This is a genomic window from Mesorhizobium sp. 113-1-2 (assembly GCF_016756475.1).
Classification (GTDB): domain Bacteria; phylum Pseudomonadota; class Alphaproteobacteria; order Rhizobiales; family Rhizobiaceae; genus Mesorhizobium; species Mesorhizobium loti_C.
In genome coordinates, this window is the sequence record NZ_AP023242.1 from 5648352 (window position 1) to 5672450 (window position 24099).

26 protein-coding genes are annotated in these 24099 nt (G+C 63.0%); 13 read left to right on the forward strand and 13 right to left on the reverse strand.

The window, feature by feature from the left end; all coding sequences use genetic code 11:
* Positions 1–3: 3 nt before the first annotated feature.
* Positions 4–888 carry a LysR substrate-binding domain-containing protein gene (locus JN279_RS27645; RefSeq protein ID WP_202350745.1) on the reverse strand — a complete coding sequence of 295 codons (885 nt, stop codon included), beginning with the start codon at positions 886–888 and terminating at the stop codon, positions 4–6.
* Between the two features lie 107 nt (positions 889–995).
* Here JN279_RS27645 and JN279_RS27650 point away from each other — a divergent pair, with 107 nt between their 5' ends.
* From JN279_RS27650 to JN279_RS27665, 4 genes are all read left to right on the forward strand, one after another.
* Positions 996–1286 carry a muconolactone Delta-isomerase family protein gene (locus tag JN279_RS27650; protein ID WP_202350746.1) on the forward strand — a complete coding sequence of 97 codons (291 nt, stop codon included), beginning with the start codon at positions 996–998 and terminating at the stop codon, positions 1284–1286.
* Between the two features lie 145 nt (positions 1287–1431).
* The gene (locus JN279_RS27655) at positions 1432–2508 is read left to right on the forward strand and encodes a glycosyltransferase (protein WP_202350747.1); all 1077 of its coding nucleotides are present in this window, start codon (positions 1432–1434) and stop codon (positions 2506–2508) included.
* Between the two features lie 76 nt (positions 2509–2584).
* Positions 2585–5293 (forward strand): class I SAM-dependent methyltransferase, encoded by a 2709-nt coding sequence (locus JN279_RS27660; protein WP_202350748.1) that lies wholly within the window; start codon positions 2585–2587, stop codon positions 5291–5293.
* Between the two features lie 152 nt (positions 5294–5445).
* Positions 5446–6444 carry a transporter gene (locus JN279_RS27665; protein WP_202350749.1) on the forward strand — a complete coding sequence of 333 codons (999 nt, stop codon included), beginning with the start codon at positions 5446–5448 and terminating at the stop codon, positions 6442–6444.
* 37 nt (positions 6445–6481) lie between these two features.
* On the opposite strand, the gene rarD is transcribed toward JN279_RS27665, so the two are convergent.
* The 9 genes from rarD to cysS all read right to left on the reverse strand — a co-directional run bounded on the left by rarD (position 6482) and on the right by cysS (position 14058).
* Complete coding sequence (gene rarD, locus JN279_RS27670) at positions 6482–7396, reverse strand: EamA family transporter RarD (protein ID WP_096456372.1); 915 nt, start codon at positions 7394–7396, stop codon at positions 6482–6484.
* Between the two features lie 136 nt (positions 7397–7532).
* The gene (locus tag JN279_RS27675; protein ID WP_096456370.1) at positions 7533–8069 is read right to left on the reverse strand and encodes a hypothetical protein; all 537 of its coding nucleotides are present in this window, start codon (positions 8067–8069) and stop codon (positions 7533–7535) included.
* Between the two features lie 4 nt (positions 8070–8073).
* Positions 8074–9696, reverse strand: coding sequence for a citramalate synthase (gene cimA, locus JN279_RS27680; RefSeq protein ID WP_202350750.1), 1623 nt, complete (start codon positions 9694–9696; stop codon positions 8074–8076).
* Entirely contained in the window at positions 9693–10658 is a 966-nt protein-coding gene (gene pip / locus JN279_RS27685; protein ID WP_096456366.1) for a prolyl aminopeptidase, read from the reverse strand. Before pip ends, cimA begins: the two co-directional genes overlap by 4 nt.
* Positions 10655–11131 (reverse strand): GFA family protein, encoded by a 477-nt coding sequence (locus tag JN279_RS27690; protein WP_202350751.1) that lies wholly within the window; start codon positions 11129–11131, stop codon positions 10655–10657. The genes pip and JN279_RS27690 overlap by 4 nt, the downstream gene beginning before the upstream one ends.
* Positions 11128–11619 (reverse strand): GFA family protein, encoded by a 492-nt coding sequence (locus JN279_RS27695; RefSeq protein ID WP_202353806.1) that lies wholly within the window; start codon positions 11617–11619, stop codon positions 11128–11130. Before JN279_RS27695 ends, JN279_RS27690 begins: the two co-directional genes overlap by 4 nt.
* Before the next feature lie 6 nt (positions 11620–11625).
* The gene (locus tag JN279_RS27700; protein WP_096456362.1) at positions 11626–12012 is read right to left on the reverse strand and encodes a VOC family protein; all 387 of its coding nucleotides are present in this window, start codon (positions 12010–12012) and stop codon (positions 11626–11628) included.
* Positions 12009–12416: an endonuclease domain-containing protein gene (locus JN279_RS27705; RefSeq protein WP_202350752.1), complete on the reverse strand. Its 408-nt coding sequence runs from the start codon at positions 12414–12416 to the stop codon at positions 12009–12011. Before JN279_RS27705 ends, JN279_RS27700 begins: the two co-directional genes overlap by 4 nt.
* Positions 12417–12624: 208 nt before the next feature.
* The gene (cysS, locus tag JN279_RS27710; protein WP_202350753.1) at positions 12625–14058 is read right to left on the reverse strand and encodes a cysteine--tRNA ligase; all 1434 of its coding nucleotides are present in this window, start codon (positions 14056–14058) and stop codon (positions 12625–12627) included.
* Between the two features lie 166 nt (positions 14059–14224).
* Between cysS and JN279_RS27715 the strand changes: the two genes are divergently transcribed.
* Both JN279_RS27715 and JN279_RS27720 read left to right on the forward strand, forming a co-directional pair.
* The gene (locus JN279_RS27715; protein WP_202350754.1) at positions 14225–14365 is read left to right on the forward strand and encodes a hypothetical protein; all 141 of its coding nucleotides are present in this window, start codon (positions 14225–14227) and stop codon (positions 14363–14365) included.
* A 110-nt stretch (positions 14366–14475) separates the two neighbouring features.
* Positions 14476–14631, forward strand: a complete 156-nt coding sequence (locus JN279_RS27720; RefSeq protein WP_081294303.1) for a hypothetical protein — start codon at positions 14476–14478, stop codon at positions 14629–14631.
* Between the two features lie 68 nt (positions 14632–14699).
* Here JN279_RS27720 and JN279_RS27725 read toward each other — a convergent pair whose 3' ends face one another.
* The gene (locus tag JN279_RS27725) at positions 14700–15461 is read right to left on the reverse strand and encodes an SOS response-associated peptidase (RefSeq protein ID WP_202350755.1); all 762 of its coding nucleotides are present in this window, start codon (positions 15459–15461) and stop codon (positions 14700–14702) included.
* Positions 15462–15587: 126 nt separating this feature from the next.
* Between JN279_RS27725 and JN279_RS27730 the strand changes: the two genes are divergently transcribed.
* From JN279_RS27730 to JN279_RS27745, 4 genes are all read left to right on the forward strand, one after another.
* Positions 15588–16022, forward strand: coding sequence for an NUDIX hydrolase (locus JN279_RS27730; RefSeq protein WP_096456355.1), 435 nt, complete (start codon positions 15588–15590; stop codon positions 16020–16022).
* 62 nt (positions 16023–16084) lie between these two features.
* Entirely contained in the window at positions 16085–16462 is a 378-nt protein-coding gene (locus tag JN279_RS27735; RefSeq protein WP_140768500.1) for a TIGR02301 family protein, read from the forward strand.
* 350 nt (positions 16463–16812) lie between these two features.
* Entirely contained in the window at positions 16813–17070 is a 258-nt protein-coding gene (locus JN279_RS27740) for a hypothetical protein (protein WP_015318556.1), read from the forward strand.
* 55 nt (positions 17071–17125) lie between these two features.
* On the forward strand, positions 17126–17914 hold the full coding sequence (locus JN279_RS27745; RefSeq protein ID WP_202350756.1) for a hypothetical protein: 789 nt from the start codon (positions 17126–17128) through the stop codon (positions 17912–17914).
* A gap of 75 nt (positions 17915–17989) precedes the next feature.
* Here JN279_RS27745 and JN279_RS27750 read toward each other — a convergent pair whose 3' ends face one another.
* Positions 17990–19321 carry a dihydroorotase gene (locus JN279_RS27750; RefSeq protein ID WP_202350757.1) on the reverse strand — a complete coding sequence of 444 codons (1332 nt, stop codon included), beginning with the start codon at positions 19319–19321 and terminating at the stop codon, positions 17990–17992.
* Positions 19322–19396: 75 nt separating this feature from the next.
* Here JN279_RS27750 and ygfZ point away from each other — a divergent pair, with 75 nt between their 5' ends.
* The 3 genes from ygfZ to JN279_RS27765 all read left to right on the forward strand — a co-directional run bounded on the left by ygfZ (position 19397) and on the right by JN279_RS27765 (position 23097).
* Positions 19397–20257: a CAF17-like 4Fe-4S cluster assembly/insertion protein YgfZ gene (gene ygfZ, locus JN279_RS27755; RefSeq protein WP_202350758.1), complete on the forward strand. Its 861-nt coding sequence runs from the start codon at positions 19397–19399 to the stop codon at positions 20255–20257.
* A complete protein-coding gene (locus tag JN279_RS27760) occupies positions 20257–20892 on the forward strand; it encodes an HD family hydrolase (protein WP_202350759.1) in 636 nt (211 codons plus the stop codon). The genes ygfZ and JN279_RS27760 overlap by 1 nt, the downstream gene beginning before the upstream one ends.
* Before the next feature lie 63 nt (positions 20893–20955).
* Positions 20956–23097 carry a putative bifunctional diguanylate cyclase/phosphodiesterase gene (locus JN279_RS27765; protein WP_202350760.1) on the forward strand — a complete coding sequence of 714 codons (2142 nt, stop codon included), beginning with the start codon at positions 20956–20958 and terminating at the stop codon, positions 23095–23097.
* A 23-nt stretch (positions 23098–23120) separates the two neighbouring features.
* Here JN279_RS27765 and JN279_RS27770 read toward each other — a convergent pair whose 3' ends face one another.
* Entirely contained in the window at positions 23121–24041 is a 921-nt protein-coding gene (locus tag JN279_RS27770) for a LysR family transcriptional regulator (RefSeq protein WP_202350761.1), read from the reverse strand.
* Between the last annotated feature and the right edge of the window lie 58 nt (positions 24042–24099).

A 24099-nucleotide genomic window follows, 5' to 3' on the forward strand; every position in this document is an offset into this window, starting at 1 on the left:
TGCCTACTGCCCTACTGCCTTCCGCAAATCCGCAATCACCGCCCGCCGATCCTGCCGCCGCCAGGCGAGATGGATCGCTACGCTGCGCTTGAACCAGGGAAGGTCGCGGAAGACGATTCCCGGCGGCGCGGCGCTTCGCAGGCTCTCCTGCACCGTCGCCAGCCCCAGTCCGGCGCTGACCAGGCCGAGCGAGGTCAAGGGATCGGCCGTCTCATAAGCGATGTCGGGCACGAAGCCGGCCTCGATGCAAGCGGCCAGGAACTGGCCACGGTTGGTGTCGGCGGGCTGGCGCACCACGGTTACCCAGGTGCGGCCGTCGAGATGATGCGGGCGGATGTCGGCAAGAGCGGTGAGCGCATCGCCCTCTGGGATCGCCAGCACCAGCGGTTCGCGGCGAGCTAGAATCGAAGCAATTTCGGGATAATCGGCCGGCGGCGGCGAATAGATCAGGCCGAGATCGAGCGTGCGCTGGCGCAGCCCCTCCAACTGCGCGGCAGAGCGCAGGCTCATCAGGCTGAGATGCAATTGCGGCCGCTCGCGGCGGAATTGCCTGAGCATGCCGCCGATCAGGCCGGCATGCACCGCGCCCTCGACATAACCGATGGCGAGACGGCCGACGGCGCCGCTGGCGAGGTTGCGGCCGAACTCCTCCACGCGTCGCGCATTGGCAAGCAGCGCGCGGGCTTCGGTGAGGAAGGCGCGGCCCTCGGCATTGAGATGGACCCGCTGCTTTGCCCGTTCGAACAGCGCAACGCCCAGCTGCTGCTCGAGCTGCATGATCTGCCGGCTGAGCGGCGACTGCGAAATGTGCAGCAGTTCGGCCGCACGGCCGACATTGCCGGTCTCGGCGACGGTGACGAAGTAGCGGAGCTGGCGCAGGTCGAACATTTTATCCCAGGCTTACGTCCCAACAGGTCTCAACTTTAGCCTAATCAGTCTTGGACAGTCTGACCAGCCAAAAGGGATAGTCGGCCATCCCAACCAAGGAGACCGACATGCAGTTCTTCGCCCTTCTCACCCGCAACACAGAAAAGTTTGGCGACGCCGACTTCGCACCGCTTCTGCCCGGCGAGGCCGAGCAGCGGCGCGCGCTCTACGCCGAAGGCGCGGTGCGCCAGGTCTGGAACCGTGGCGACATTCCCGGCAGCGGCCTGATGTTCGAGGCCGCAGACGACGCCGAAGTGCGCGGCCATCTCGCCACTTTGCCGCTGATCAAGGCCGGCATGATGAACATCGCCGCGATCGTGCCGCTCAACCCCTACCCCGGGTTTGGGCCGAAGCGCTGAACCACATCGGACGGTGCGGTCGGCGGCGCTCACCGCCGGCCGCGGGTCGAGCGGCAATTCAGAGCCTCACGAACGCTCCGGCGATTTCCATTTGCGGCGAATCTGATGGTTGGTTATCGGAGAGATGCGCAAGGGGGATTGAACGGTGGCGGACAGAACAGGCGGCAACGCGGATCGCGTTCCACGCGCTTCCGTCGTCATGACCGTCTATACGGACCAGCGCTTTCTCGACGCAGCGGTCAACAGCATCCTGGCCCAGGAGTTCAACGATCTCGAACTCATCATCGTCGATGACGGAACGGGCCAGGACGCGGTTTTTCAGGAACTGGCGCGTCGCGATCCGCGCATCCGGCTGGTCATCAATCCGACCAATCTCGGCACCGCCGCCGCCGCCAATCGCGGCATCGAGGCGGCCCGAGGCGAGATCATCCTGCGCCTCGACGCGGACGATATCGCCGAGCCCGCGCATGTCGGCCGACTGGTCGCGGCCTTGGACGAAGACAGCGAACTTGGCCTCGTCGGACACGCTGTGACGCTGATCGACGAAGCCGACCGCGTCGTCGGTGCGCAGCATATGCCCGAGACGGATCTGGAGATTCGCTGGACGATCCTGTTCCACAATCCTTTCTACCATTCGACGGTCGCCTACCGCCGCAGCTGCTTCGAGGCCGCCGGGCGCTACAGGATCGATGAACTGGTCTCGCAGGACCACTATCTGTGGTTCGACATGCTGCCTTTGTGCCGGGCGCGAAATCTTGCCGAACCGCTCACGCGCTACCGGCTGAACGCACTTGGGCTGACCGCGACAAACGCAACGAATGCCCGCAATCGCACGCATCCGATCCGCCAGGCATCATGGGCGCGCCTCGGCTTGACCTATGACCTCTATGACGACGCTTTCGCCCAGGACCTCACCCAGTTCATCCGCGGGCACGTGATCGCCGTCGACCGACGCGCCGCCGCCTACGGCAAGTTGCTTGGCGTATTCAAGGCTTTCCTTGCAGCGTCGCGGCCCTTCAGGCGCACGGAGGATGCGGTTGCAGCAAGGCAGCTGGCCCATGCCATCGTCGCGCGCATGCTGGCCAGCCCGCTGCCGGGTTTCACCGGGATGCTGCGCATCTGCTATCTGTGCTGGCCGCTCGACTGGCGAACCGTAGCCGGTGCGGTGACGAAGCGACTGGCAATCGGGCTCAAGGCGTGGTTGCCCAAGAGAGGCAGTTGAACTGATACTGCCCCAATTGACGAGGAACAGATTTCTGGAAACCGAAGGGTGCCGTCTGCCGTAAAGAGTGAGAATTATGGACCTTGATTATTCTGCCTGGTTTGCAGGCAAAAGCCTTTCGACCGACTGGACTTCGCGCTTCTTTCCCCTCTGGGCCACACTGCTCCAGTCGCGCCGCGACGAGCCTCTCGATGTCCTCGAGATCGGCTCCTGGGAGGGCCGGTCGGCGATCTTCTTTCTCAACTATTTCGGCAAATGCCGGCTGACATGCATCGATACATTCGGGGGCAGTCCCGAACACACCTTGCGGCAGAAATGGAGCGACCCGCTTGCGCATGTCGAGCAACGCTTCGACAGCAATCTCGCCGCGTTCGGCAAACGGGTCGAGAAGATCAAAAGTCCCTCGTCCCAGGCATTGGCCCGCCTTATCACCGACGAGCGGCGTTTCGACCTCGTCTATGTCGACGGCAGCCATCACAGCGCCGATGTCCAGGCCGATGCCGTGTTCTCCTGGCCGATGGTGCGGGACGGCGGGATCGTCATTTTCGACGACTACGAATGGACGTTCTTTGCCAACGAGGTCGAGCGTCCAAAACTCGGGATCGACAGCTTCCTGTCGGTACATGCTGGCCAATACCGCGAGCTGTACCGAGGAGAGCAAGTCGTCATCCAGAAGATCGGCGTCGCCAGGAATGAGCGCCCGGCAATTCCATCTCCTGCCCCGCGCCGAGAACCCGTTACCGAAGCCAAAGCCGATGGATCTGAAAACGACGTCGAGTTCGTGCTGATTGCCGAGGCGGGCATTCTTGAAGCGCAGGCCCTGCTGCTGTGCGAAAGCATAAGATGTTTCGCCGGCTCTTATTCCCGATCCCGGATAACGGCGGTTTCGCCCAGAAGCAGCCGTCGTCCCTCGCCGTCGACGATAGACCGGTTCGGGCAACTCGGCGTCGACTATCTGCCAATCGAGGTCGACAGCTGCTGTCCGCAATATGGCACCTCATACCGGATACATTCCCTTGCTCATGCCGAAAGACGGTCCGGGCCGCCGGTCATCATCCAGCTTGACAGCGATGCGATATTCATAGCCGAGCCCGACTTTTCGTTGGGTACATGCTCCGCCGCTGCCCGCCCGGTGGACAGCAAGGGCATGTGCACGACCGGTCCTGGTGACCCATTCGACGCTTATTGGCGACAGCTATGCGCCCTTGCCGGTGTCGACTACGAGCACCTGCCCATCGTGCGCACGAGCGTCGACGGCCTGGCGGTGCGCGCCAGCTACAATGGCGGGCTCATCGCCGCAAAAAGGACGAGCGGCCTCTTTCAGCGCACCGAAGACATCTTCAGGAAGCTGGTGGCGGCCAATATGAAGCCATGGGCCGGAGCCGAGCCAACCTACAGCACCGGAACAGGCATTTTGCAGGGAGAGGCCACCGCCTTCTGGGGCACGAGCCAGGCTGCCTTCTCACTGGCGGCCACTGCCGGCAACCATTCCGTGCGGCTTTTGCCGGCCACGCATAATTTTCCGCTTCATAACTTCAACCCGGCCACGGCGCCTGATCCGGCCCGGCTGGTCCATATTCACTATCATGGACTGTTCAACGAGGAGTCGGCTGCCGCGAACCCGCTTCTGGACGGAACGCTGGCGCTGCCCGCGGGAATAGCCGAATGGCTCGAAGCCCGGCTGCCATTGCGGCAAGAGCCGCCACAGGCCGCGTCGATGCCCGATCGCCCGCGCCGTTCCCGCAGAAAAGCGATCCTGGTGCTTGGAATGCACCGCAGCGGGACCTCGATGCTTGCCGGCACCATCGCCGCATTGGGATCGGCCCGCCCCAAAAAACCACTGCGCGCGGACCGCAACAATCCCCGGGGATATTGGGAAAGCACCCCGCTCAATTTCGCCAACGACGAGCTGCTCACAGCGGCAGCCTCCTCGTGGCATGACTGGCGGCCACTCGATCCGCAATGGCTGCAATCGCTGGCGGCGGAGCGTCACCACCACAAGATCAAGGCGATCCTTGCAAGCGAGTACGGCGATGAGCCGCTGTTTTTCGTCAAGGATCCCAGGATCTGCCGGTTCGTTCCGTTCATGTCGTCGATTCTTGCCGAGATGGAGACCGACCCGGTGGCCTTGCTCCCGCTCCGCAACCCTCTCGAGGTCGCCTATTCGCTGGAGCGGCGGGATGGATTGCCGCTGGCAAAATCGCTTTTGCTCTGGCTGAGGCACCTGCTCGATGCGGAATATCATTCGCGGCACATGCCACGTTGTTTCATTCGCCACGAACAATTCCTGATCGATTGGCGATATCATGTCGAGCGCGCGGCGGAGAAGACCGGCATCGTCTGGCCGACACCCTTAGACCAGGCGGAGACCGAGATAGGGCGTTTCCTGACAGCGAACCTGCATCACGAACGGGCAACGGTCGGGGACCTGCAGAATCATCCGGATATGACATCGCTGATCCGCGCTGCCTACGACATTCTATGTGCCATGGCGGACGACGGCGACAGCCAGGAATTGCGCGATGAGCTGGACCTGATGCGGGCAAGATTCGATGACGCATGCACTGTCGTGGGCGCCGCGGCGGCGGCCGAGGCCGACCATTTGCGCGGCGAGCGCGACACAATCAACCGCGCCTATCGTGAGCTCGGCCTCGAACGGAACGCATTGGTGCATGATCGAGACAACCTTCTTGCCGAGCGCGACGCACTGCTCGCGTCACCCAGTTGGCGACGACTTGCAGCCCCGTTGCGGTGGATGCGAAGTCCATCCAAGCGTCGAAGATGACGGCAACTGGTGCATCGATCCTCTCCCTGCTCGACACACTGTGATCGGCTGTCAAGAAACCGTCACACGGAACCGGGTTCGCACGTGCTAGAAATTGCGGCCAGGCGACCGCCAATGCGGCGGCGTATTGAAACCTGCATTTGGCACTGCCCATGGATACCGCCCTCGCCCCGGAAGGCACCGACCTGTCGCCCTATCTGCCCGATGAGCATGGGCTGTTCTTTACCTATCATTTCACAGCCGACGGCTCCCGCACCAAGGACCTTGCGCAGGCGCGATGGACCTGGCGCAGCTACCAGATCACCGACCTCCACGCTCGCCAGGAGATCAGCGCCGAGAAGGCTCTGCCGACCCCGGCGCGCGATGCTTTCCTGGCGCCCAGCCATGGCTGCCACATCGACTATGAGGATGGCTGGCTCTATGGCGACCTGCCGGACCTCAAGCACGATTTTTCGGAGGCGCGCGGGCTCGTCCATTTCCGTTTTGCCTTCAACGACACGATGCTGATCGGCGCCCGCAAGCAACCGCTGGAGTCGGTCGACGCGGTCCGCAAGGTGGTGGAAAATGGATCACGGAAATTCCGCTCGCCGGCGGACCTGATCGAGGCGGTCACAGGCCAGTCGCTCGACGGCATGTCGGCCGAGCTCGGCAAGCTCGGCGACACGCTCGACGGCATCGAGGATCGCGTCGTGCGCGACGCATGGCACAATGAGCGGCAAGCGCTGGTCGAGGCGCGCCGGCAACTGGTGGTGATCCATCGGCAAATGGCGACGCTCACCAATCTGTTTCGGCATCTCGACCATTCGCATCGCGACGAGTTGCCTGACCCGATCAACGATATGGCGGCCCGGCTCTCGCACCGGGCGCAGACGCTTTACCATGACGGCGAGCAGTTGCAGGCGCGCACGAGGCTGTTGCAGGACGAGCTAATGGCGAAACTGACAATGCAGTCGAACCAGTTGCTCTACATTCTTTCGGTCATGACGGCGGTGCTGCTACCGATGACCATCATATCGGGCCTGTTCGGCATGAATGTCGGCGGGCTGCCGCTGGTCGACACGCCAGTGGGCTTCTGGGCGGTGACGGCGGTGTCGGTGGCTATCGCCGCAGCCACCTATCTGTTCGTCAGGCGGCTTGGCCGGGGATTGTAGCGCAACCTGGCATCTTTGCGCCAAAGCGCGAAGATCCCTATCGAGCCGCCCGGCGTGCGCTCGTCAACATAGACCAGGAATACATCGCCAGGGCTGCCCAGATCAGCGCAAAGGCAACGGCCTGTGCCGTGCCGAACGGCTCGTTGAAAATCAAAACCGCGATCAGGAAAACCATCGTTGGCGCGATGTATTGCATGATACCGATGGTGGAGAGGCGCAAAAGCTTGGCGCCGAACGCAAACAGAAGCAGCGGCACCGATGTGACCGGACCGCAACCGATCAGCAACGCCGTGTCGGTGCCGGTGCTGGATATTATGTGGTCCTGCCCTGTCGTGATCAGGTAGATGATGTAGCCGAGAGCCGGCACGGACAGCAAAAGCACTTCGAGCAGAAAGCCCTGGCTCGGGCCGATCGGCAGCGTCTTGCGGAAGAAGCCGTAGGCGGCGAAGGAAAACGCCAGCGCCAGCGACACCCAGGGCAGCTTGCCGCCCTCGATCGTCAGCAGCGTGACGGCAACCGCCGCAAGCGCGACCGCCGCGATCTGCAACCGGTCCAGCTTTTCGCCCAGCAGCACGGCTCCGACCACGACCACCACCAGCGGGTTGATGTAATAGCCGAGTGCTGTCTCGACGGTGCGGTCGACCGCGATCGCCCAGACATAGATGCCCCAGTTGACCGAAATCAGCGCCGCCGTCAGCGCCGCCATGCCGATGGTGCGGGGCGAGCGAATGGCCGCCTTGAAGTCCGCCGTGCGGCCGGCCCAGACCAAAACCGCCGCGGCGATCGGCACGGACCAGACGATGCGGTGGGCAATGACCTCGGCAAGCGGCAGATGCGCCACCGCTTTCATGTAGAAAGGCAGCAATCCCCACAAGAGATAGGCCCCCAGCGCCAGCAGGAAGCCGCGACGGGCCTGTGAATCAGCGTCCAAGGCAATTGCTTCAGTGACCATGGCCCAACGCTATGGCCCAGTAACCTCTGCAAGACCATCGCAAAGTTCTGATGGATCAATGGACTTTCGCTGATGGTTCAAGCCGCCGCCTTCGAAGAACTGCGTCATCGAGAGCTATGGCAACAAACTTGTCAGCTCATTTCTGGATGGGCTTCTCGATAAGCTCAAAGAACAGCCTGTCGGGCGCCCCCTCATCATGCCTGAAGCCCGTCAACTCTGCGGCAAGATCGAGAGGAATGTCGAAAACGAAGTCGACCCCCGGGCTTTCGGCATCTTCATCCTGTTTTGAAAAGGCCGCCTGCCTCATGCCTTCAAAGGATATCGGAAGGTCGCCTGTGGTATGAAGGTCCCTGACGTTTTTGTCGCCGGTATGCCATACCCTCCAGATGTTCTTTCCGCTGCTCCAGAATTCGGCGCGAGCGAACATAGTATGTTCTTCTATGTGCACGACGACCATTTCCCTGCCCTGCGAGAACGCCGACAGATAGCTGTCAGGAGGATTGGGAAAGCTGCAGTAGCCCAGGATGATAATCGCCCAGTTCTTTTCGCTGCGATAAGCGTTCACCGTGGCATCGAAATCTTCCGACGAACCACCGACTTCCCTGCCGAACAAGGCCGCGGCTTCCTTGATCCCGTAACCGCGGAAGCCAAACCAGCTTATCGAGAAACCCACGCGCCTACTCCGCAGCCACCAGTCCCGCCATCTCGCGGTTCTTCATCAGCTTGTAGATGATCGAATCCATCAGCGCCTGGAACGAAGCATCGATGATGTTTTCGGAAACCCCGACCGTCCACCAGCGGGCGCCGGTGCCGTCATGCGATTCGATCAGGACGCGGGTGATGGCCTCGGTGCCGCCATTGAGGATACGCACCTTGAAGTCGGCGAGTTCGAGGTCGACGATCTCGCTCTGATATTTGCCGAGATCCTTGCGCAGCGCGATGTCGAGCGCGTTGACCGGGCCGTGCCCTTCCGCGACCGACATCTTTTCTTCGCCGTCGACCTCGACCTTCACGATCGCTTCCGAAACCGTCTTCAGATTGCCGTTGGCGTCGAAGCGGCGCTCGACCATGCAGCGGAACGAGGTGACGTTGAAGAATTCCGGCAGGCCATGCAGCATCTTGCGCGCCAAGAGTTCGAAAGACGCATCCGCGCCCTCATAGGCATAGCCTTCCGCCTCGCGCTCCTTGACCACTGATATCAGCGCATCGAGCCGGTGATCGTCCCTCGGCACCTCGATGCCGCGCCGCTTCAGCTCGGCGAGGAAATTGGCCTTGCCGCCCTGGTCGGAGACCATGACGCGGCGGCGGTTGCCAACGGATTCCGGCGGAACATGCTCATAGGTCGCCGGCTCCTTGGCCAGCGCCGAGGCATGGATGCCGGCCTTGGTGGCGAAAGCCGAGGCGCCGACATAGGGAGCCTGCGCTTCCGGGGCGCGGTTCAAGAGTTCGTCGAACGCACGCGACAGGCGCGAAATGCCGGTCAACGCATCGGTCGAGATGCCCGTCTCGAAGCGATCGGCGAAGGCCGGCTTCAGCGCCAGCGTCGGCACGATCGAGATCAGATTGGCATTGCCGCAGCGCTCGCCTATGCCGTTCAGCGTGCCCTGGATCTGGCGCACGCCGGCCTCGACAGCGGCCAGCGAATTGGCAACCGCCTGGCCGGTATCGTCATGGGCGTGGATACCCAGATGATCGCCCGGTATGCCCGAGGCGATGACCTTGTCGACGATGACGCGTACTTCCGACGGCTGCGTGCCGCCATTGGTGTCGCACAACACCACCCAGCGCGCACCGGCGTCATAGGCCGTCTTCGCGCAGGCCAGCGCATAGTCCGGATTGGCCTTGAAGCCATCGAAGAAATGCTCGCAATCGACCATCGCCTCCTTGCCGGAAGCAACAGCGGTTTCGACCGAAGTCTGGATCGACTCCAGATTCTCCTCGTTGGTGCAGCCGAGCGCGACGCGGACATGGTAATCCCAACTCTTGGCGACGAAGCAGATGGCATCCGACTTTGACTGTACGAGCGCGGCAAGGCCGGGATCATTGGACGCCGACACCCCTGCCCGCTTGGTCATGCCGAAGGCGACGAATTTGGCGCGTGCGGTGCGTTTCTGCTGGAAGAAGGCGGTGTCGGTCGGGTTGGCGCCGGGATAGCCGCCCTCGACATAATCCATGCCGAACTCGTCGAGCAGTTTTGCAATCGCGATCTTGTCCTCGACCGAAAAGTCGATGCCCGGCGTCTGCTGGCCATCGCGCAGTGTCGTGTCGAAGAGATAGAGGCGCTCGCGGGTCATGGTCATTTGCCTGCAAATTTGTCCGTCGCGCGGATCAGCCGGTCGAGGATGCCGGGCTCCGAATAGGCGTGGCCGGCGCCTTCGATCAGGTGGAAGTCGGCCTTCGGCCAGGCCTTGTGCAGCGCCCAGGCGTAACGCGCCGGACACGGCATGTCGTAGCGGCCATGGACGATGGTGCCAGGAATATCCTTGAGCTTATGCGCATCGCGCAGCAGCTGCCCTTCGTCGAGCCAGCCGGCATGGACGAAATAATGGTTCTCGATGCGGGCAAAGGCGATGGCATAGTCGTCCTCGCCAAACTTGCCGCTGGTTTCCGGTTCCGGCAGCAGCGTGATGGTTTCGCCTTCCCACAGGCTCCACGCGCGGGCTGCTTCCAGCTGCGCCTTGCGGTCCGAGCCGACCAGCCGCTTGCGGTAGGCTGCCATCATGTCACCGTGCTCGGCTTCGGGGATCGGCGCCAGGAAACGCTCCCACTTGTCGGGAAACATCTCGGAGACGCCGAACTGATAGTACCATTCGAGTTCGGCGCGGGTCAGCGTGTAGATGCCGCGCACCACCAGTTCGCTGACCCGATCGGGGTGCGTTTCGGCATAAGCGAGCGCCAGCGTCGACCCCCAGGAGCCGCCGAACACCAGCCATGTGTCGAAGCCGGCCATCTCGCGCAGCCGTTCGATGTCGGCGACGAGATGCCAGGTCGTGTTGGCCTCCAGCGAGGCGTTGGGCGTCGATTTTCCGCAGCCGCGCTGATCGAACAGGATGACATCGTAGAGTTTCGGGTCGAACAGCCGCCGGTGTTTTGGCGAGATGGTGCCGCCCGGTCCGCCATGCAGGAACACCGCCGGCTTGGCTCCTTTGGTGCCGGAACGCTCCCAATAGACCGTGTGGCCGTCGCCGACATCGAGCATGCCCGAGTCGAACGGTTCAATCTCCGGGTAGAGGGTGCGCAAGGAAGTGCTGTGAACAGTCATAGTTTCAGGCCCTGTTGCGGCCAGTTGGCCGTTTCATGATCGGGGTGCTGGAAGGAGATGATCTGCTCCTGCCTTGCGTAATAGTCGCGGTCGTCATGGATCGGCGCCTCGAAGATTTTTTCCACCCAGGGCAGCCGGGCCGCATAGTTGACCTGGATTTGCGGCGCCAGATCCGAGCGGTCGTCGAAGGCGCCGATGGCGATCTCCAGCCCGCCGGGCTGGCGGTAGGTCAACGGCGTTCCGCAGCGGGCGCAGAAGCCGCGATCGATGTTGACCGACGACTGGAAATAGCTCGGTTCCTCATGCGTCCATTCGACGCCATCCTTGGGCACGGTCACGAGCGCGCCGAAGAACGAACCGAACTGCTTCTGGCACATGCGGCAATGGCAGATGGACGGGCGCCCGAGCGCCCCCTTGACGCGGAAGCGCACGGCGCCGCACTGGCAACCGCCGGTTCGGACAATCTCGGTCATGGTCTTTCCTCCGGCGGCCATTGGTCGGTGTCGTGATCGGGATGCTGGTAGGAGACAAGCTCGGCGAGATAGGGGGCCGACCCCATATCCGCCATCGTGTCCTCGCCCGGCAATTGCGGAATGGTGTCGACATAAGGCAGTTTCGCCTCCGTGCCCCACTGGATGGTCGGCGCGATGCCAGCCGGATCGTCGAAGGCGGCGATCGCCAGCGCCATGCCGTCGGGCGCCTCGAAGGTCAGCGGCGTGCCGCATTCGGCACAGAAGCCGCGCCAGGCGGCATTGGAGGAACGGAAGCGCTTGGGCTCGCCGCGCGTCCAGTCAACCTTGGCGCCGCGCACGGAGACCAGCGGCAGGTAGAAGTTGCCGCTCGCCTTCTGGCACATGCGGCAGTGGCAGATCGAGGCGTCGCCAAGCGTGCCCTCGATGCGGAAGCGCACCGCGCCGCACTGGCAGCCGCCTGTGTAGACCGGCCGGTTGTCGAGGCTCATCATGTCTCACTCCGGATCATGGCAGACGGCCTCGACATTGTTGCCGTCGGGATCGAAGACGAAGGCGCCATAATAGTTCGGATGATAGTGCGGGCGCAGGCCCGGCGCGCCATTGTCCCTGCCGCCGGCGGCAAGGGCCGCGGCATGGAAGGCATCGACCTCGGCGCGGCTGCGCGCGGTGAAGGCGACGTGCTGATGGGCCTTTTGACCCTCCTTGCCTTCCTGCAGCCAGAATACCGGCCGATCGCGGCCATAGCCACCAACCTTGGCGCCACCGGTATATTCCAGCGGCACCATGTAGAGCAGCGAGGCACCCAGCGGCGCCATCGCCTTGTCGTAGAAGGCTTTCGAAGCGTCGAAATCGGCAACGTCGATGCCGAGATGGTCGATCATGGAAATGCCTCCCTTGCTGGTTCATGCGCCGGCACTTCGGCACCGGCGAGGCCGGCCTCGATGACGATGTGCTGGCAGACATTGTCGATATCGCGGATCACATCGTCGTTCCAGAAGCGCAGGATGGTCCAGCCCAGCGCCTCAAGTCTGGCTGTTCGCGCGGCATCGGACGCCGAAATCTCATGAGAAGCGTGCTGGGAACCGTCCAGCTCAACGATCAGCTTCTTGTTGGGGCAAGCAAAGTCGACGATGAAGCCGGCTATCGGCATTTGACGTCGAAACGCCAGCCCCATGAGTCGGTGTGCGCGTATCCCGTTCCAAAGCTTCAGCTCGGCATCGGTCATGACCCTGCGCATCTTGCGCGCATTGCCGCGATTGATGGGAGATACCCGATGATGGGTCATTGCGAGCCCCCCCTCTCTGCCCTGCCGGGCATCTCCCCCCCAAGGGGGGAGATCAGCAGCTTCGCGAACCGCGCCCCACCATCAGCGTTGATGATTGGCGAAGGCGGCTGGGACAGCCAATCTCCCCCCTTGAGGGGGAGATGTCCGGCAGGACAGAGGGGGGCGCCTCGCACCGTCCTCTCCAATCCTGCGGTCCAAGCCTCCAACCTCACCGCTTAACCTCCCAACTCGTGACGCGCTCGCCGGTCACCGGATCCTTGCCGTCCTTCAACTGTACACCTTGCGCCAAAAGCTCGTCGCGGATGCGGTCGGCTTCGGCCCAGTTCTTCGCCGCGATAAACGCGAGGCGATCGGCGATTGCCTTGGCGACCTTGTCCTCATCCACCTCTGCCGAGGCGACATCGAAGCCGAGGAATTGCAGCGACGCCTTCAGCGCAGCGGCGGCCTCGTTGCCGTCCGCTGCCTCGCTGGCCATCTGCGTCAAAATCTGGAACGCGGCATAGGTGGTGAGATCGTCCGACAAGGCATCGACCACCTGCGCCGGCAGTTGCCCGGCAGCTGGCGCCAGATCCGCCGCGCGTTTCCATTTGCGCAGCGTGTTCTCCGCCTCCTCCAGCTTGCGCACGGAGAAGTCGATCGGCTCGCGGTAGTGCGTCATCAGCATCGCCAGCCGCAGCACCTCGCCCGGCCAGCTGCGGCCGCCGAAGGTCTCGGTCTCCAGCAACTCATGGATCGAGTAGAAATTGCCGAGGCTCTTCGACATCTTCTGCCCCTCGACCTGGAGGAAGCCATTGTGCATCCAGACATTGGCCATGACTGACGTGCCGTGGGCGCAGCGCGACTGGGCGATCTCATTCTCATGATGCGGGAAGATCAGGTCGAGGCCGCCGCCATGGATGTCGAAGACTTCGCCGAGATAGGCGGTCGACATCGCCGAGCATTCGATATGCCAGCCCGGCCGACCCCTGCCCCACGGACTTTCCCAGCCCGGCTCTTCCGGTGACGACAGCTTCCACAGCACGAAATCGCCAGGGTTCTTCTTGTGGGCATCGACAGCGATGCGGGCGCCGGCCTGCTGTTCGTCGAGATTGCGCTTCGACAATTGGCCGTAGTCCGGCATCGACGCGGTGTCGAACAGAACTTCGCCTGCCGCGACATAGGCATGACCGCGTTTGATCAGGCTTTGAATCAAGGTGATCATGTCGGTCTTGCCGTCGGCGCGCGGTTCGACGAATTCGGTGGCGCGCGGCTCAACCGTCGGCTCCAGGCAGCCGAGCGTGGCGACATCCCTGTGGAACTGGTCGGCGGTCTTTTCGGTCACCCGCCGGATCGCTTCGTTGAGCGACAGTTTTCCGGCTGATATCTCGCTACCGAAATCGCGCAGCGCGCGCGCGTTGATCTTGTCGTCGACGTCGGTGATGTTGCGCACATAGGTGACATGCGTTTCGCCATAGAGATGGCGCAGCAGGCGGAACAGCACGTCGAAGACGATGACCGGCCTGGCATTGCCGATATGCGCGAAGTCGTAGACGGTCGGGCCGCAGACATACATGCGCACGTTAAGCGTATCGATCGGAACGAAACTCTCCTTCGTGCGCGTCAGTGTGTTGTAGAGGCGCAGGCCCTGCGATGCGTCAGACATTCCATGCCTTCCCGGTTCAGAACTTCTTATCTGGATGGAGCCAACCGCGCGCCGAGGCGCAAATCAGACTCCAGCCTGCTGGCCGGGGCGTTTGTCCAATCTGGGGAAAGATGAGGCGAAAACGTCCGGACCAGCGCGAGGCTAGCCAATAATGCAAATGCCACAAATGGCGAAAGACGTTTTCATGGGCGGCTTTATCGCCTTGGTCAGTGTTGCCGTCAAGCCGCTGACCCCAGGAAAAACGTCGCCAGGACCGGCAAATCCGTCGCTTGATCACGCGGAATCAGCCAGTGAAACATTTTATTAAACATGTCGGCACAGTCATGAAACATTCGCCGGCTAGATCACCAAGCGTCACGATTTGGTCGGAATCAACGGTCAAACGCGAACACGAAAACGTTACCTGGGAAGAGAAACATGTCTCGAAGCAAGCAAGACGCCACCCGCGCCAAGCAACCGGCGCTGGCCAGCCACTATCGCGCAATCGGCCCGGCCGCGATCGTCGCCGCCCTTCTCCACACCGCCAAGAAGAAGAAGCCGGCACCGAAGATCGTATCGCCCCGCGCTGCCTGAAGCGGTGCGCGACCGGCGCCAAAGGCGCCGATGAGGCGCTCATATACGCCTCCAGATAACAGGCTCAGCTAGAACAACGTCATCTGACTGTCGTCGGCGCCAGGCTTCTGGCGCCTGGCCTTCTCGGGCTCTGGCCCGATCTCGCCCCTCGCCTGAATCTCCGGTCCAGTGTTGGCAACCTTGTTGACGAGGTCGGAGACGGGGATAGCCTCGAAGAAATCGAGCTGCGCCGGCCGCAGCAGATCGGCGACATCGCGCGGCTCGAGCGTGCGGCAATCCAGCCAACCAGCGAAATCCCTGGGATCGATCACCACCGGCATCCGATCGTGGATATGGGCGATGTCGGCATTGGCGTTGACCGTCAGGATGGCGCCGGTGTCCATTTCCGAACCGCCCGGCTCGGCATAGGTCTCGATCAGGCCGGCAAAGGCGACCAGGCCGCCATGCCTGGGGCGAATCCAATAGGGCTGCCCCTTCTTGCCCCCGGTCTGCCGCCACTCATAAAAGCCGGATGCCGGCACCAATGCGCGGCGATGGCGCATCGCGGCCTTGAACGAGGCTTTTTCGATTGCGCCTTCCGAGCGTGCGTTGAACAGCAGCGGAAACTCCCTCGTATCCTTGACCCAAGCGGGAATGAGCCCCCAGCGCACCAGCATCGGCTGGCGGTCGGGCAGATTGGAGCCGGGCGCGCGCGGCGCGCCCGCGGTCGCCATCAGCACCGGCTGCGTCGGCGCGATATTGTAGCGCGGCGGGAAACCCTCCAACTCGGCCAAGCCCAGATAGGCGGCCGTCTGGTCCGGCGTCGCGGTCAAGGCAAAACGTCCGCACATGGTCGATTGGCGCCCTTCGAATGGTTCGGGTCGAAGGTGGCGATGGAAGCGGCGTTGCGCAACCGCTAAAGCTTCCTCATGCTGGGCGGTCCACAACAGACCTGCCATCGAGCCCGATCGGAAACCATGAACGAACAGCGCAAGACACTTCCGGCCGTCTCGGTGGCCGTCGTGCGTGGTGACACCGTGCTGCTGGTCAAGCGAGCGCGGCAGCCCTCGCAAGGGCTCTATGCCTTTCCCGGCGGCAAGGTCGAGGCCGGCGAGACGCTGGAGGATGCCGCGAAGCGAGAGCTGCAGGAAGAGACAGGTTTGCGTGCCACCGGTTTTCGCCCGCTTCGGGAAATCCATATCGACGGCAGGGACGATTCCCACCCTGTCGATTACCGCCTTACGGTCTTCGGCGCGGCCTATGCCGGTGGCGAGGCCATGGCCAGCGACGATGCCGAGACAGCCGCTTTCTATACGCTCAACGAGATGGCGGCGCTGCCGCTTGCCGGTTCGGTGTTCGCGGTGGCGGAAGATCTGCTTGGCCGACCTGCTGGTTCTCCTGAAAGCCGCTGAATTCCCAAACTGCCGCGCCGGAAACGCCTTGCAGGCGACAAATTGTTTGGCCACATAGACTTATGAGCCGCGCTCCTCTTCTTGTCGCTTTATGCCTTGCCGTCAGTACGGCCGTGGCCGTGCGGCCGGCGTTCAGTGCCGAGTCGCCGTTCGAGCCGGGACTGATGCGGCTGGCGGAGGTTCTGGGCTCGCTGCATTTCCTGCGCAATCTGTGCGGCGAGAAGGGCGACCAGTGGCGTGGCGAGATGGAAAAACTGCTCGATTCGGAAAATCCGGACCCCGAACGGCGCGCCCGCTTCATCGCCAGCTTCAATCGCGGCTATCGTTCCTTCGGCGGCACCTATACGCAGTGCACCGCCTCGGCTACCGAGGCCATCAGCCGCTACATGAAGGAAGGCGAGACGCTGTCGCGTGATATCGCCTCGCGCTACGGAAACTAGGCATCCATCAACAGATATCCTAGCCGTCGCTGGGCATGTCGGACAAATCCGGCTTGTACCGGTCTGTGTCTTGGTGCAATCCTGATGTTGCGCTTCTGCAACAGCGTTAATCAAACGTTACCGCACGAATGCGAAATTAACTCAAACTGAAGGTTTTCGCCCCGCAGGCCGGTCTAATCGGCTAAGTTTGATCCGGGTTGAAACGCAGCTTCGCCAAATACAGCCGCCTCTGTAAAAGACGATCAAAAAAATGTCGTATTTACAGATACTTACTTGAGGCTGCGTGTAACGGAACAGATCAAGCCTGATCCGCACGGATGGATCGCCGCTTGAAAGGGTGGACATCGCTTATGGAACATGCTGCCAACGACATCGATGCCCTGGTCAGGGAGGAAAAGCGCCTGACCGCGGTGGAGAGCCACAGCGAAGCCTGGGCGGAAGGCCTTTCGGCCGGCATCGAGCCGGAGATCATTGCCGAAGCGGCGCTTGAAACCGCATTCGGTGAAATGCTGCGCGCCAACGGCGAGACCTCTGCCCTTGCCCTGCTCGACCGCATGCGCGAGAAGGTGATTGCTGGCGCCTTCGAACCCGAGCGGCTGCGCCACTGAACCGACATCCGGTTCCTTGACGATCAAGTGCCCGGGAGCCAAGGAGATACGGGCAGTGAATTTTCCGATGTCAGGCGGGCCGCAGGGTTTGGTCCTCTACATCCGCCTCGCCGCTTGCTGTGCCACGATTGCCTTTGTGACGTGCCTGGCAAGCAGACCGGCCTATGCCCTGAGCGAGATCCAACGCGAAGAGCTTCCCTCGCCTGTCACTCCGCCGACGAATGACAACGTTTCGCCCGGCGGCGCGATTCCCATGCCTGACCCAATGGGAACGCCGCCTTCGACCGGCCAGCAGCCGGCCGCTCCGGACGCCGCGGAGCCTGACAGTCCATCCGATGGCGGCACCAACAGGCCGCGAGTCGATCCCGAAGCGCCCTTGCCGGAGGTCGTCTACGATCTCGGCAAGCTGCCCGAGCCCGTGCGGCGCATGCATGATCTCATCATCGAAGCGTGCAGGAGCGGCGACATCGAAAAACTCCGGCCCTTGATCGGCAAGGGCGACAGCATGACCCAGCTGTCGCTGGCCGACATCGACGGCGACGCCATCGCCTTCCTCAAAGGCCTTTCCGGCGACCCTGACGGCCAGGAGATCCTGGCCATCCTGGAGGAAGTGCTCAGTGCCGGCTATGTCCATGTCGACGCCGGAACACCGCAGGAACTCTATGTCTGGCCGTATTTCTTCGCGCTGCCGCTGGACAAGCTTGACGCCAAACAGCGGGTCGAACTGTTCAAAATTGTCACCGCCGGCGATTTCGACGACATGAAGCAGTTCGGTGCGTACATCTTCTACCGCGTCGGCATCACGCCCGCCGGGCAGTGGACATTTTTCGTCGCCGGGGATTGAGCGAGCTCACCTTGTGAGGAGGGCGCCCTCCTCCCGGATCTTCGGTCCGATCTCCCCACAAGGGGGAGGTCGAGGCTATCCCGGCAACGCCTCGGAAAACTCCACCGCTCTGCCCTGGCTTGGTGTGACGATCTCGCCTTCCCACATGACGCGCTGGCCGCGAATGACGGTGCCGACCGGCCAGCCGGTCACATCCTTGCCGTCATAGGGCGTCCAGCCTGCCTTCGAACCGGCCTGCGCATTGGTGATGGTCTCACGCCGCTTCATGTCGACGATGGTGAAGTCGGCGTCGTAGCCGGCTGCGATGCGGCCTTTTCTGGCCATGCGGAAGATGCGCTGCGGGCCGTGACTGGACAGATCGACGAAACGCTGCAGGGTCAGCCGACCGGCGTTGACGTGGTCGAGCATGATCGGCACCAGCGTCTGTACCCCGGTCATGCCCGAGGGCGAGGCCGGATAGGGTTTTGCCTTTTCGGCCAACGTGTGCGGTGCATGATCGGAGCCGAGCACGTCGACGATGCCTTGCGCGATGCCGTGCCAGACGCCGTCGCGGTGGCGGGAGGCGCGCACCGGCGGGTTCATCTGGATCAACGTGCCCAGCCGCGCATAATCGTCGGCGCTCAGCGTCAGATGGTGCGGCGTCGCCTCGCAGGTCGCGACATCCTTGTGCTGTTCGAGGAACAAGATCTCCTCGGCGGTCGAGATGTGCAGGACATGGATGCGGGCGCGGGTCTGCCTGGCGATGCGCACCAGCCTTTCGGTGCAGCGCAAGGCGGCGATCTCGTCGCGCCAGACCGGATGCGATGACGGGTCCCCCTCGATGCGCTCGCCAAGGCGCTCGCGCAGCCGGAACTCGTCCTCGGAATGAAAGGCCGCACGGCGACGGGTGTTCCGCAAGATCGAGGCGACGCCTTCGTCATCCTCGACCAGCAGGTCGCCGGTGGACGAGCCCATGAAAACCTTTATTCCCGCCGCACCCGGCAACCGCTCGAGCTCGCCGACATCTCCGGCGTTGTCGCGGGTACCGCCGACCCAGAACGCGAAATCGCAATGCATGCGGCCGCTGCCGCGCCGGACCTTGTCGGCAAGCGTTGCCTCGCTGGTGGTCAGCGGGTTGGTGTTGGGCATCTCGAACACCGCGGTGACGCCGCCAAGCACCGCCGCCCGCGAGCCCGTTTCCAGATCTTCCTTGTGCTCCAGTCCCGGCTCGCGAAAATGCACCTGGCTGTCGACGACACCAGGCAGGATGTGCAGGCCGCGGCAGTCGATCGTCTCGCCGGCCGAGACCTGGCGGAGATCGCCTATTGCGGCGATGCGGCCATTCTTCACGCCGATGTCACGCGCGCCCTCGCCGTCATGGTTGACCACTGTGCCGCCTGTCAGGATGAGGTCGTAGGTCATGGCCATGCTCTCTTGCGGGGGGAGTGTCAGCGGCTTACGTAATGGCCAACCGTTTTGCAAGATCAGGCTTTTATCCTCCCCATGCCCTTTGCCCTGCTGAAAGACCGCGCGCTCATCTCCGTCTCCGGCCCGGATGCCGAGCACTTTCTGCAAAACATCCTGACCACCGATCTCGACACGCTTGGCGCCGGCGAAGCCAAGCCCGGTGCGCTGTTGACGCCGCAAGGCAAGATCCTGTTCGACTTCCTGATCTCGCGCGCCGGCGAAAACACCTTCCGGTTGGAATGCCGAGCCGATATTTCAGGTGATTTCGTTCGCCGGCTGATGCTCTACAAACTTCGCGCCAAGGTCGAGATTACCAAGTCGGAACAGGCGCTTGTCACCGTTGCGTGGGGAAGAGAGTCAATCGCCTCAGAAAATGATTCAACCGCGGTTGCCGACAGGCGCTTTCCCGACGAAGGCGTTACGCGCTCCTATGCCGGCGTTGCAGATACCGGCGACATCGCCGCGTGGCAGGCCTTCCGCATCGCGCACGGCATCGCCGAAAGCGGAGCCGACTACGCGTTGGGCGACGCCTTCCCGCATGACGTGCTGCTCGACGAGACCGGCGGGGTCGGCTTCAGGAAGGGCTGCTATGTCGGCCAGGAAGTGGTCTCACGCATGCAGCATCGCGGCACGGCAAGGCGGCGCGTGCTGATCGTGCGGGCCGGGCTTGCCCTGCCCGCTTCCGGCACCGAACTCACCGTCGAGGGTCGGCCGGCCGGCACGCTCGGCTCGAGCGCCGGCACAACAGGGCTTGCCATTGCCCGCATCGACAGGGTCAAGGCGGCGCTCGACGCCGGCCAGCCGATCCTGGCCGGCCTTGTGCCGGTGACGGTGGCCATTCCCGCCTGGGCCAAATTCAGTTTTCCGCAGGAAACCGTCAGCGCGGAGGAAGCCTGATGGCGGCAGACCGCACCGGTGCGCCGCCACGCGCCTGGCAGCGCATGCTGTCCGGCCGCCGGCTCGACCTGCTCGACCCCTCACCGCTCGACATCGAGATTTCCGACATTGCCCATGGGCTCGCCCGTGTCGCCCGCTGGAACGGCCAGACCAGCGGCGAGCACGCGTTCTCGGTCGCCCAGCATTCGCTGCTGGTGGAGGCCCTGTTCAACGATCTGGTGCCACACGCTTCGGCCACCGACCGGCTCGCCGCACTGCTGCACGACGCGCCTGAATATGTCATCGGCGACATGATCTCGCCGTTCAAGTCGGTGATGGGCGGCAGCTACAAGGACTGCGAATTGCGACTGCAGCGCGCCATCCATCTGCGCTTCTCGCTGCCTCCCGAACCGACCGCGGCGCTGCGCAGGGACATCAAGCGCGCCGACCAGATCGCCGCCTATTTCGAGGCAACGCTGCTCGCCGGCTTCTCGACCGCCGAAGCAACCGAATTCTTCGGCCGTCCGCGCGGTTTTTCCGCCGAGCGCTTCGATTTCACGCCGCGCTCGGTAACCTGGGCACAGGATGCGTTCCTGAAGCGGTTTTCGGCGCTTGAGACGTCGCGGCATCCCGTTGCGACGTCGGCGGTAGGGTAGAGAACGCTAAATTAACCGGAAACGGCAACAGTGTGGTGTTCGATCACACCGCAGGCGCGCCTCATGCCCGTCGTGGATGTCAAGGATGGTTCGATCGTCCCCGAGCGGGCGCCCGAAGGCGTGGAGCGCCCGCGACGCATGGAAGACGAGCTGCGCGAACAGAACGAACGCTTTTCAGCCGCTGTCGAGAACATGTCGCATGGGCTGTGCATGTTCGACGCCGACGAACGCATGATCATCTGCAACGGCAACTACATCAAACTCTTCTGCCTCGACGCCAAGCTGGTACGACCGGGCATCCACTTCATCGACATCCTGCGCCACAGCGTCGACATCGGCATCGCCTCGCAAAGCGCCGACGAGCTCTATTCCATCCGCAAACCCTATATCGACCAGGCGAAACCCTCGACTTACGAAGAGACGCTGTCGGATGGTCGCATCATCAACATCTCACACCGCCCGCTGGCCGTGGGCGGCTGGGTCTCGATCTACGAGGACATCACCGAACAACGGCGCGCCGAGCAGGACCTCAAGGAGCAGCATCGCCGTTTCGACGCAGCACTCGCCAACATGTCGCAAGGGCTGCTGATGTACGACGCCGACGGCAAGATGATCGTGCGCAACCGGCGTTTTCTGGAGCTCTACAACGCCACCGCGGCGGACTTTCCGCTCGGAACGACGCACCGCGACGCGCTCGAAAAGCTCCTGGAACTCGGCATCTATCAGCAGATCGACGTCGACAGCGAGGTCGCCAAGACAGAGGCCTGCCTGGCGGCGGCGAAAATGCACTCGGCCTATCGTTATCTAACCGACGGCAGGACGGTTCTGGTCACGCGCCAGCCGATGAGCGGTGGCGGCTGGGTGGTGACCTTCGACGACGTCACCGAACGTCGACGCACCGAAGAGCGCATGATCCATCTTGCGCATCACGACACGCTGACCGGACTGCCCAACCGCTCGATGTTTCGCGAACGGCTCGACCTGGCGCTGGAGGACGCGGCGGCGCCGCCGCTGGCGATCTTCTCGCTCGATCTCGACCGCTTCAAGGCGGTCAACGACACCTGGGGACATCCCGCCGGCGACTGGCTCTTGAAAAGCGTCGCCGAGAGGCTGCAGCGTTGCCTGCGCAATGAGACAGACGTCGTCGCCCGCTTCGGCGGCGACGAGTTCGTCGTCATGCAGTTCAACTCCAGGGGTATTGCCGATGCTGAAAAGCTGGCGAAGCGTATCGTCGAGGCCATCGCAAAACCGTTTCGCGACAAGAGCCGGGATATGCATATCGGCATCAGCCTGGGCATTGCCGTTTTCCCCGAAGACGGCAAGGACGCCGATACGCTGCTGAAAAACGCCGATACGGCGCTCTATCGGGCCAAGAGCGAAGGGAGAAACCTCTATCGCTTCTTCGAGCCCGCGATGGACGCCATTGTGCAAGCCCGACGGGCGCTCGAAGTCGACCTCGACGCGGCGCTGCCGCGCCAGGAGTTCGATCTCGATTTCCAGCCCATCATGAACATCGCCTCCGGCGAGATCATCGGCGCGGAGGCCTTGATGCGCTGGCATTCTCCGGCGCGCGGCACGGTCGCGCCGGATGCGTTCATTCCCGTCGCCGAAGAAACCGGACTGATCGTGCCGCTCGGCGAATGGGCGCTGAGGAAGGCCTGCACGGCGGCGGCAAGCTGGCCTCCCGGCTTGCGCATCGCGGTCAATGTCTCGGCCGTGCAGCTCAAAAGCGGTGGGTTTGCCCGCAGCGTCATCTCGGCTCTGGCCTTTTCCGGCGTGCCGGCCGGACAGCTGGAACTGGAAATCACCGAAACCGTGCTGATGGACGAAAGCAAAGCCGTGTTGAAGACGCTGCGCCAGCTGCGCGATCTCGGCATCCGCATCGCGCTGGATGATTTCGGCACCGGCTATTCCTCGCTCGGCTATCTCAGGCGTTTCCCGGTCGACAAGATCAAGATCGACCGCTCCTTCATTCACGACATGGGCAATCGCGACACGGCGGCGATCGTGCGCACCATTATCGGGCTCGGCACAGAGCTTGGCATTGTCGTCACCGCCGAGGGCGTCGAGACCGAGGTGCAACTCGATATGCTGCGCGACAATGGTTGTGCCGAGGCGCAAGGCTATCTGATCGGCGTGCCGTCGAAGGCCGCGGACATCCAGCGTCTGTTGAAGGCGCGTGCTCTGCACAGCCGGACCGGCTGATTCGTTCGAGGGCGCCCTGCCCTCTATTGATGGATCGGTTGCCAGCTCGGTTTTGACAGGTGGGCAGCCATGAAACCGGCGACGGCTTCGACCTTGGCCGGGCGCGCGCGGGCCGACGGCGTTACGAAATACAGCGCGCCCTTCGGCAAAGTCCAATCGGTCAGGATCGCTTCCAAACGCCCGTCGGCAAGATACTCGCTGGCGATGAATTCCGGCAGCTCGGCGATCGCGGTCCCGGCCAGCACAGTCGGAACGAGGGCGTCGGAATTGGTGACCCGCAGCGGTCCTGACGGTGTGACAACCTCTTCATCGCCCGCGGCATTGCTGAAATGCCAAACGTCGTGCCGCGGCCGATAGGCATAGCCAAGACAGTGATGTGCGTCGAGGTCGCGTGGCGTGCCCGGCCGGCCATGCCTGGCAAGATAGGACGGCGCCGCAACGATGAACGGGGCAATGTTGCACAAACGCCGGGCAACCAACGAGGAATCCGGCAACACGGCAATCCGCAAAGCTGCATCGAACCCCTCGCCGACCAGATCGACGACCGCATCGCTTAGATGCATGTCGATCGACACGTCAGGATAGAGCCTGAAGAAATCAGGAAGCAGCGGCGCCACCCACCTCAGCCCGAACGACATTGGAACGGCCAGGCGTACAAGGCCGCGAGGACTGGCCGACAGTTCTCGCATCGCGTTCTCGGCATCCTCCGCGTCGCGGTAGAGGCGAGACGCGCGCTCGGCGAGCCGATGACCGAAATCCGTGAGGGCCAGGCGGCGCGACGTCCGGTTGAAAAGCCGCGCGCCAAGCCGCTCCTCCAGGCGGCTGACGCCACGTGACACCGTCGCCACCGACAGGCCAAGCACACGTGCGGCGGCGGCAAAGGATCGCTCCTCCGCGACCTTCGCGAACATGGCCAAACCTTCAAAGTCCGGGACTTTCGACATCATCAATCCTGCAATGATTGTTTGCAAGCATTGCTATTTCGAAAGGATACACCTGTCC

What these genes read in the sequence shown, in the direction of transcription:
- JN279_RS27645 (WP_202350745.1), bottom strand. Translation starts at nt 888, where the DNA reads ATGTTCGACCTGCGCCAGCTCCGCTACTTCGTCACCGTCGCCGAGACC.
- JN279_RS27650 (WP_202350746.1), top strand. Translation starts at nt 996, where the DNA reads ATGCAGTTCTTCGCCCTTCTCACCCGCAACACAGAAAAGTTTGGCGAC.
- JN279_RS27660 (WP_202350748.1), top strand. Translation starts at nt 2,585, where the DNA reads ATGGACCTTGATTATTCTGCCTGGTTTGCAGGCAAAAGCCTTTCGACC.
- JN279_RS27665 (WP_202350749.1), top strand. Translation starts at nt 5,446, where the DNA reads ATGGATACCGCCCTCGCCCCGGAAGGCACCGACCTGTCGCCCTATCTG.
- rarD (WP_096456372.1), bottom strand. Translation starts at nt 7,396, where the DNA reads ATGGTCACTGAAGCAATTGCCTTGGACGCTGATTCACAGGCCCGTCGC.
- cimA (WP_202350750.1), bottom strand. Translation starts at nt 9,696, where the DNA reads ATGACCATGACCCGCGAGCGCCTCTATCTCTTCGACACGACACTGCGC.
- pip (WP_096456366.1), bottom strand. Translation starts at nt 10,658, where the DNA reads ATGACTGTTCACAGCACTTCCTTGCGCACCCTCTACCCGGAGATTGAA.
- JN279_RS27690 (WP_202350751.1), bottom strand. Translation starts at nt 11,131, where the DNA reads ATGACCGAGATTGTCCGAACCGGCGGTTGCCAGTGCGGCGCCGTGCGC.
- JN279_RS27695 (WP_202353806.1), bottom strand. Translation starts at nt 11,619, where the DNA reads ATGAGCCTCGACAACCGGCCGGTCTACACAGGCGGCTGCCAGTGCGGC.
- JN279_RS27700 (WP_096456362.1), bottom strand. Translation starts at nt 12,012, where the DNA reads ATGATCGACCATCTCGGCATCGACGTTGCCGATTTCGACGCTTCGAAA.
- JN279_RS27705 (WP_202350752.1), bottom strand. Translation starts at nt 12,416, where the DNA reads ATGACCCATCATCGGGTATCTCCCATCAATCGCGGCAATGCGCGCAAG.
- cysS (WP_202350753.1), bottom strand. Translation starts at nt 14,058, where the DNA reads ATGTCTGACGCATCGCAGGGCCTGCGCCTCTACAACACACTGACGCGC.
- JN279_RS27715 (WP_202350754.1), top strand. Translation starts at nt 14,225, where the DNA reads ATGGCGAAAGACGTTTTCATGGGCGGCTTTATCGCCTTGGTCAGTGTT.
- JN279_RS27720 (WP_081294303.1), top strand. Translation starts at nt 14,476, where the DNA reads ATGTCTCGAAGCAAGCAAGACGCCACCCGCGCCAAGCAACCGGCGCTG.
- JN279_RS27725 (WP_202350755.1), bottom strand. Translation starts at nt 15,461, where the DNA reads ATGTGCGGACGTTTTGCCTTGACCGCGACGCCGGACCAGACGGCCGCC.
- JN279_RS27730 (WP_096456355.1), top strand. Translation starts at nt 15,588, where the DNA reads ATGAACGAACAGCGCAAGACACTTCCGGCCGTCTCGGTGGCCGTCGTG.
- JN279_RS27735 (WP_140768500.1), top strand. Translation starts at nt 16,085, where the DNA reads ATGAGCCGCGCTCCTCTTCTTGTCGCTTTATGCCTTGCCGTCAGTACG.
- JN279_RS27740 (WP_015318556.1), top strand. Translation starts at nt 16,813, where the DNA reads ATGGAACATGCTGCCAACGACATCGATGCCCTGGTCAGGGAGGAAAAG.
- JN279_RS27750 (WP_202350757.1), bottom strand. Translation starts at nt 19,321, where the DNA reads ATGGCCATGACCTACGACCTCATCCTGACAGGCGGCACAGTGGTCAAC.
- ygfZ (WP_202350758.1), top strand. Translation starts at nt 19,397, where the DNA reads ATGCCCTTTGCCCTGCTGAAAGACCGCGCGCTCATCTCCGTCTCCGGC.
- JN279_RS27760 (WP_202350759.1), top strand. Translation starts at nt 20,257, where the DNA reads ATGGCGGCAGACCGCACCGGTGCGCCGCCACGCGCCTGGCAGCGCATG.
- JN279_RS27765 (WP_202350760.1), top strand. Translation starts at nt 20,956, where the DNA reads ATGCCCGTCGTGGATGTCAAGGATGGTTCGATCGTCCCCGAGCGGGCG.
- JN279_RS27770 (WP_202350761.1), bottom strand. Translation starts at nt 24,041, where the DNA reads ATGTCGAAAGTCCCGGACTTTGAAGGTTTGGCCATGTTCGCGAAGGTC.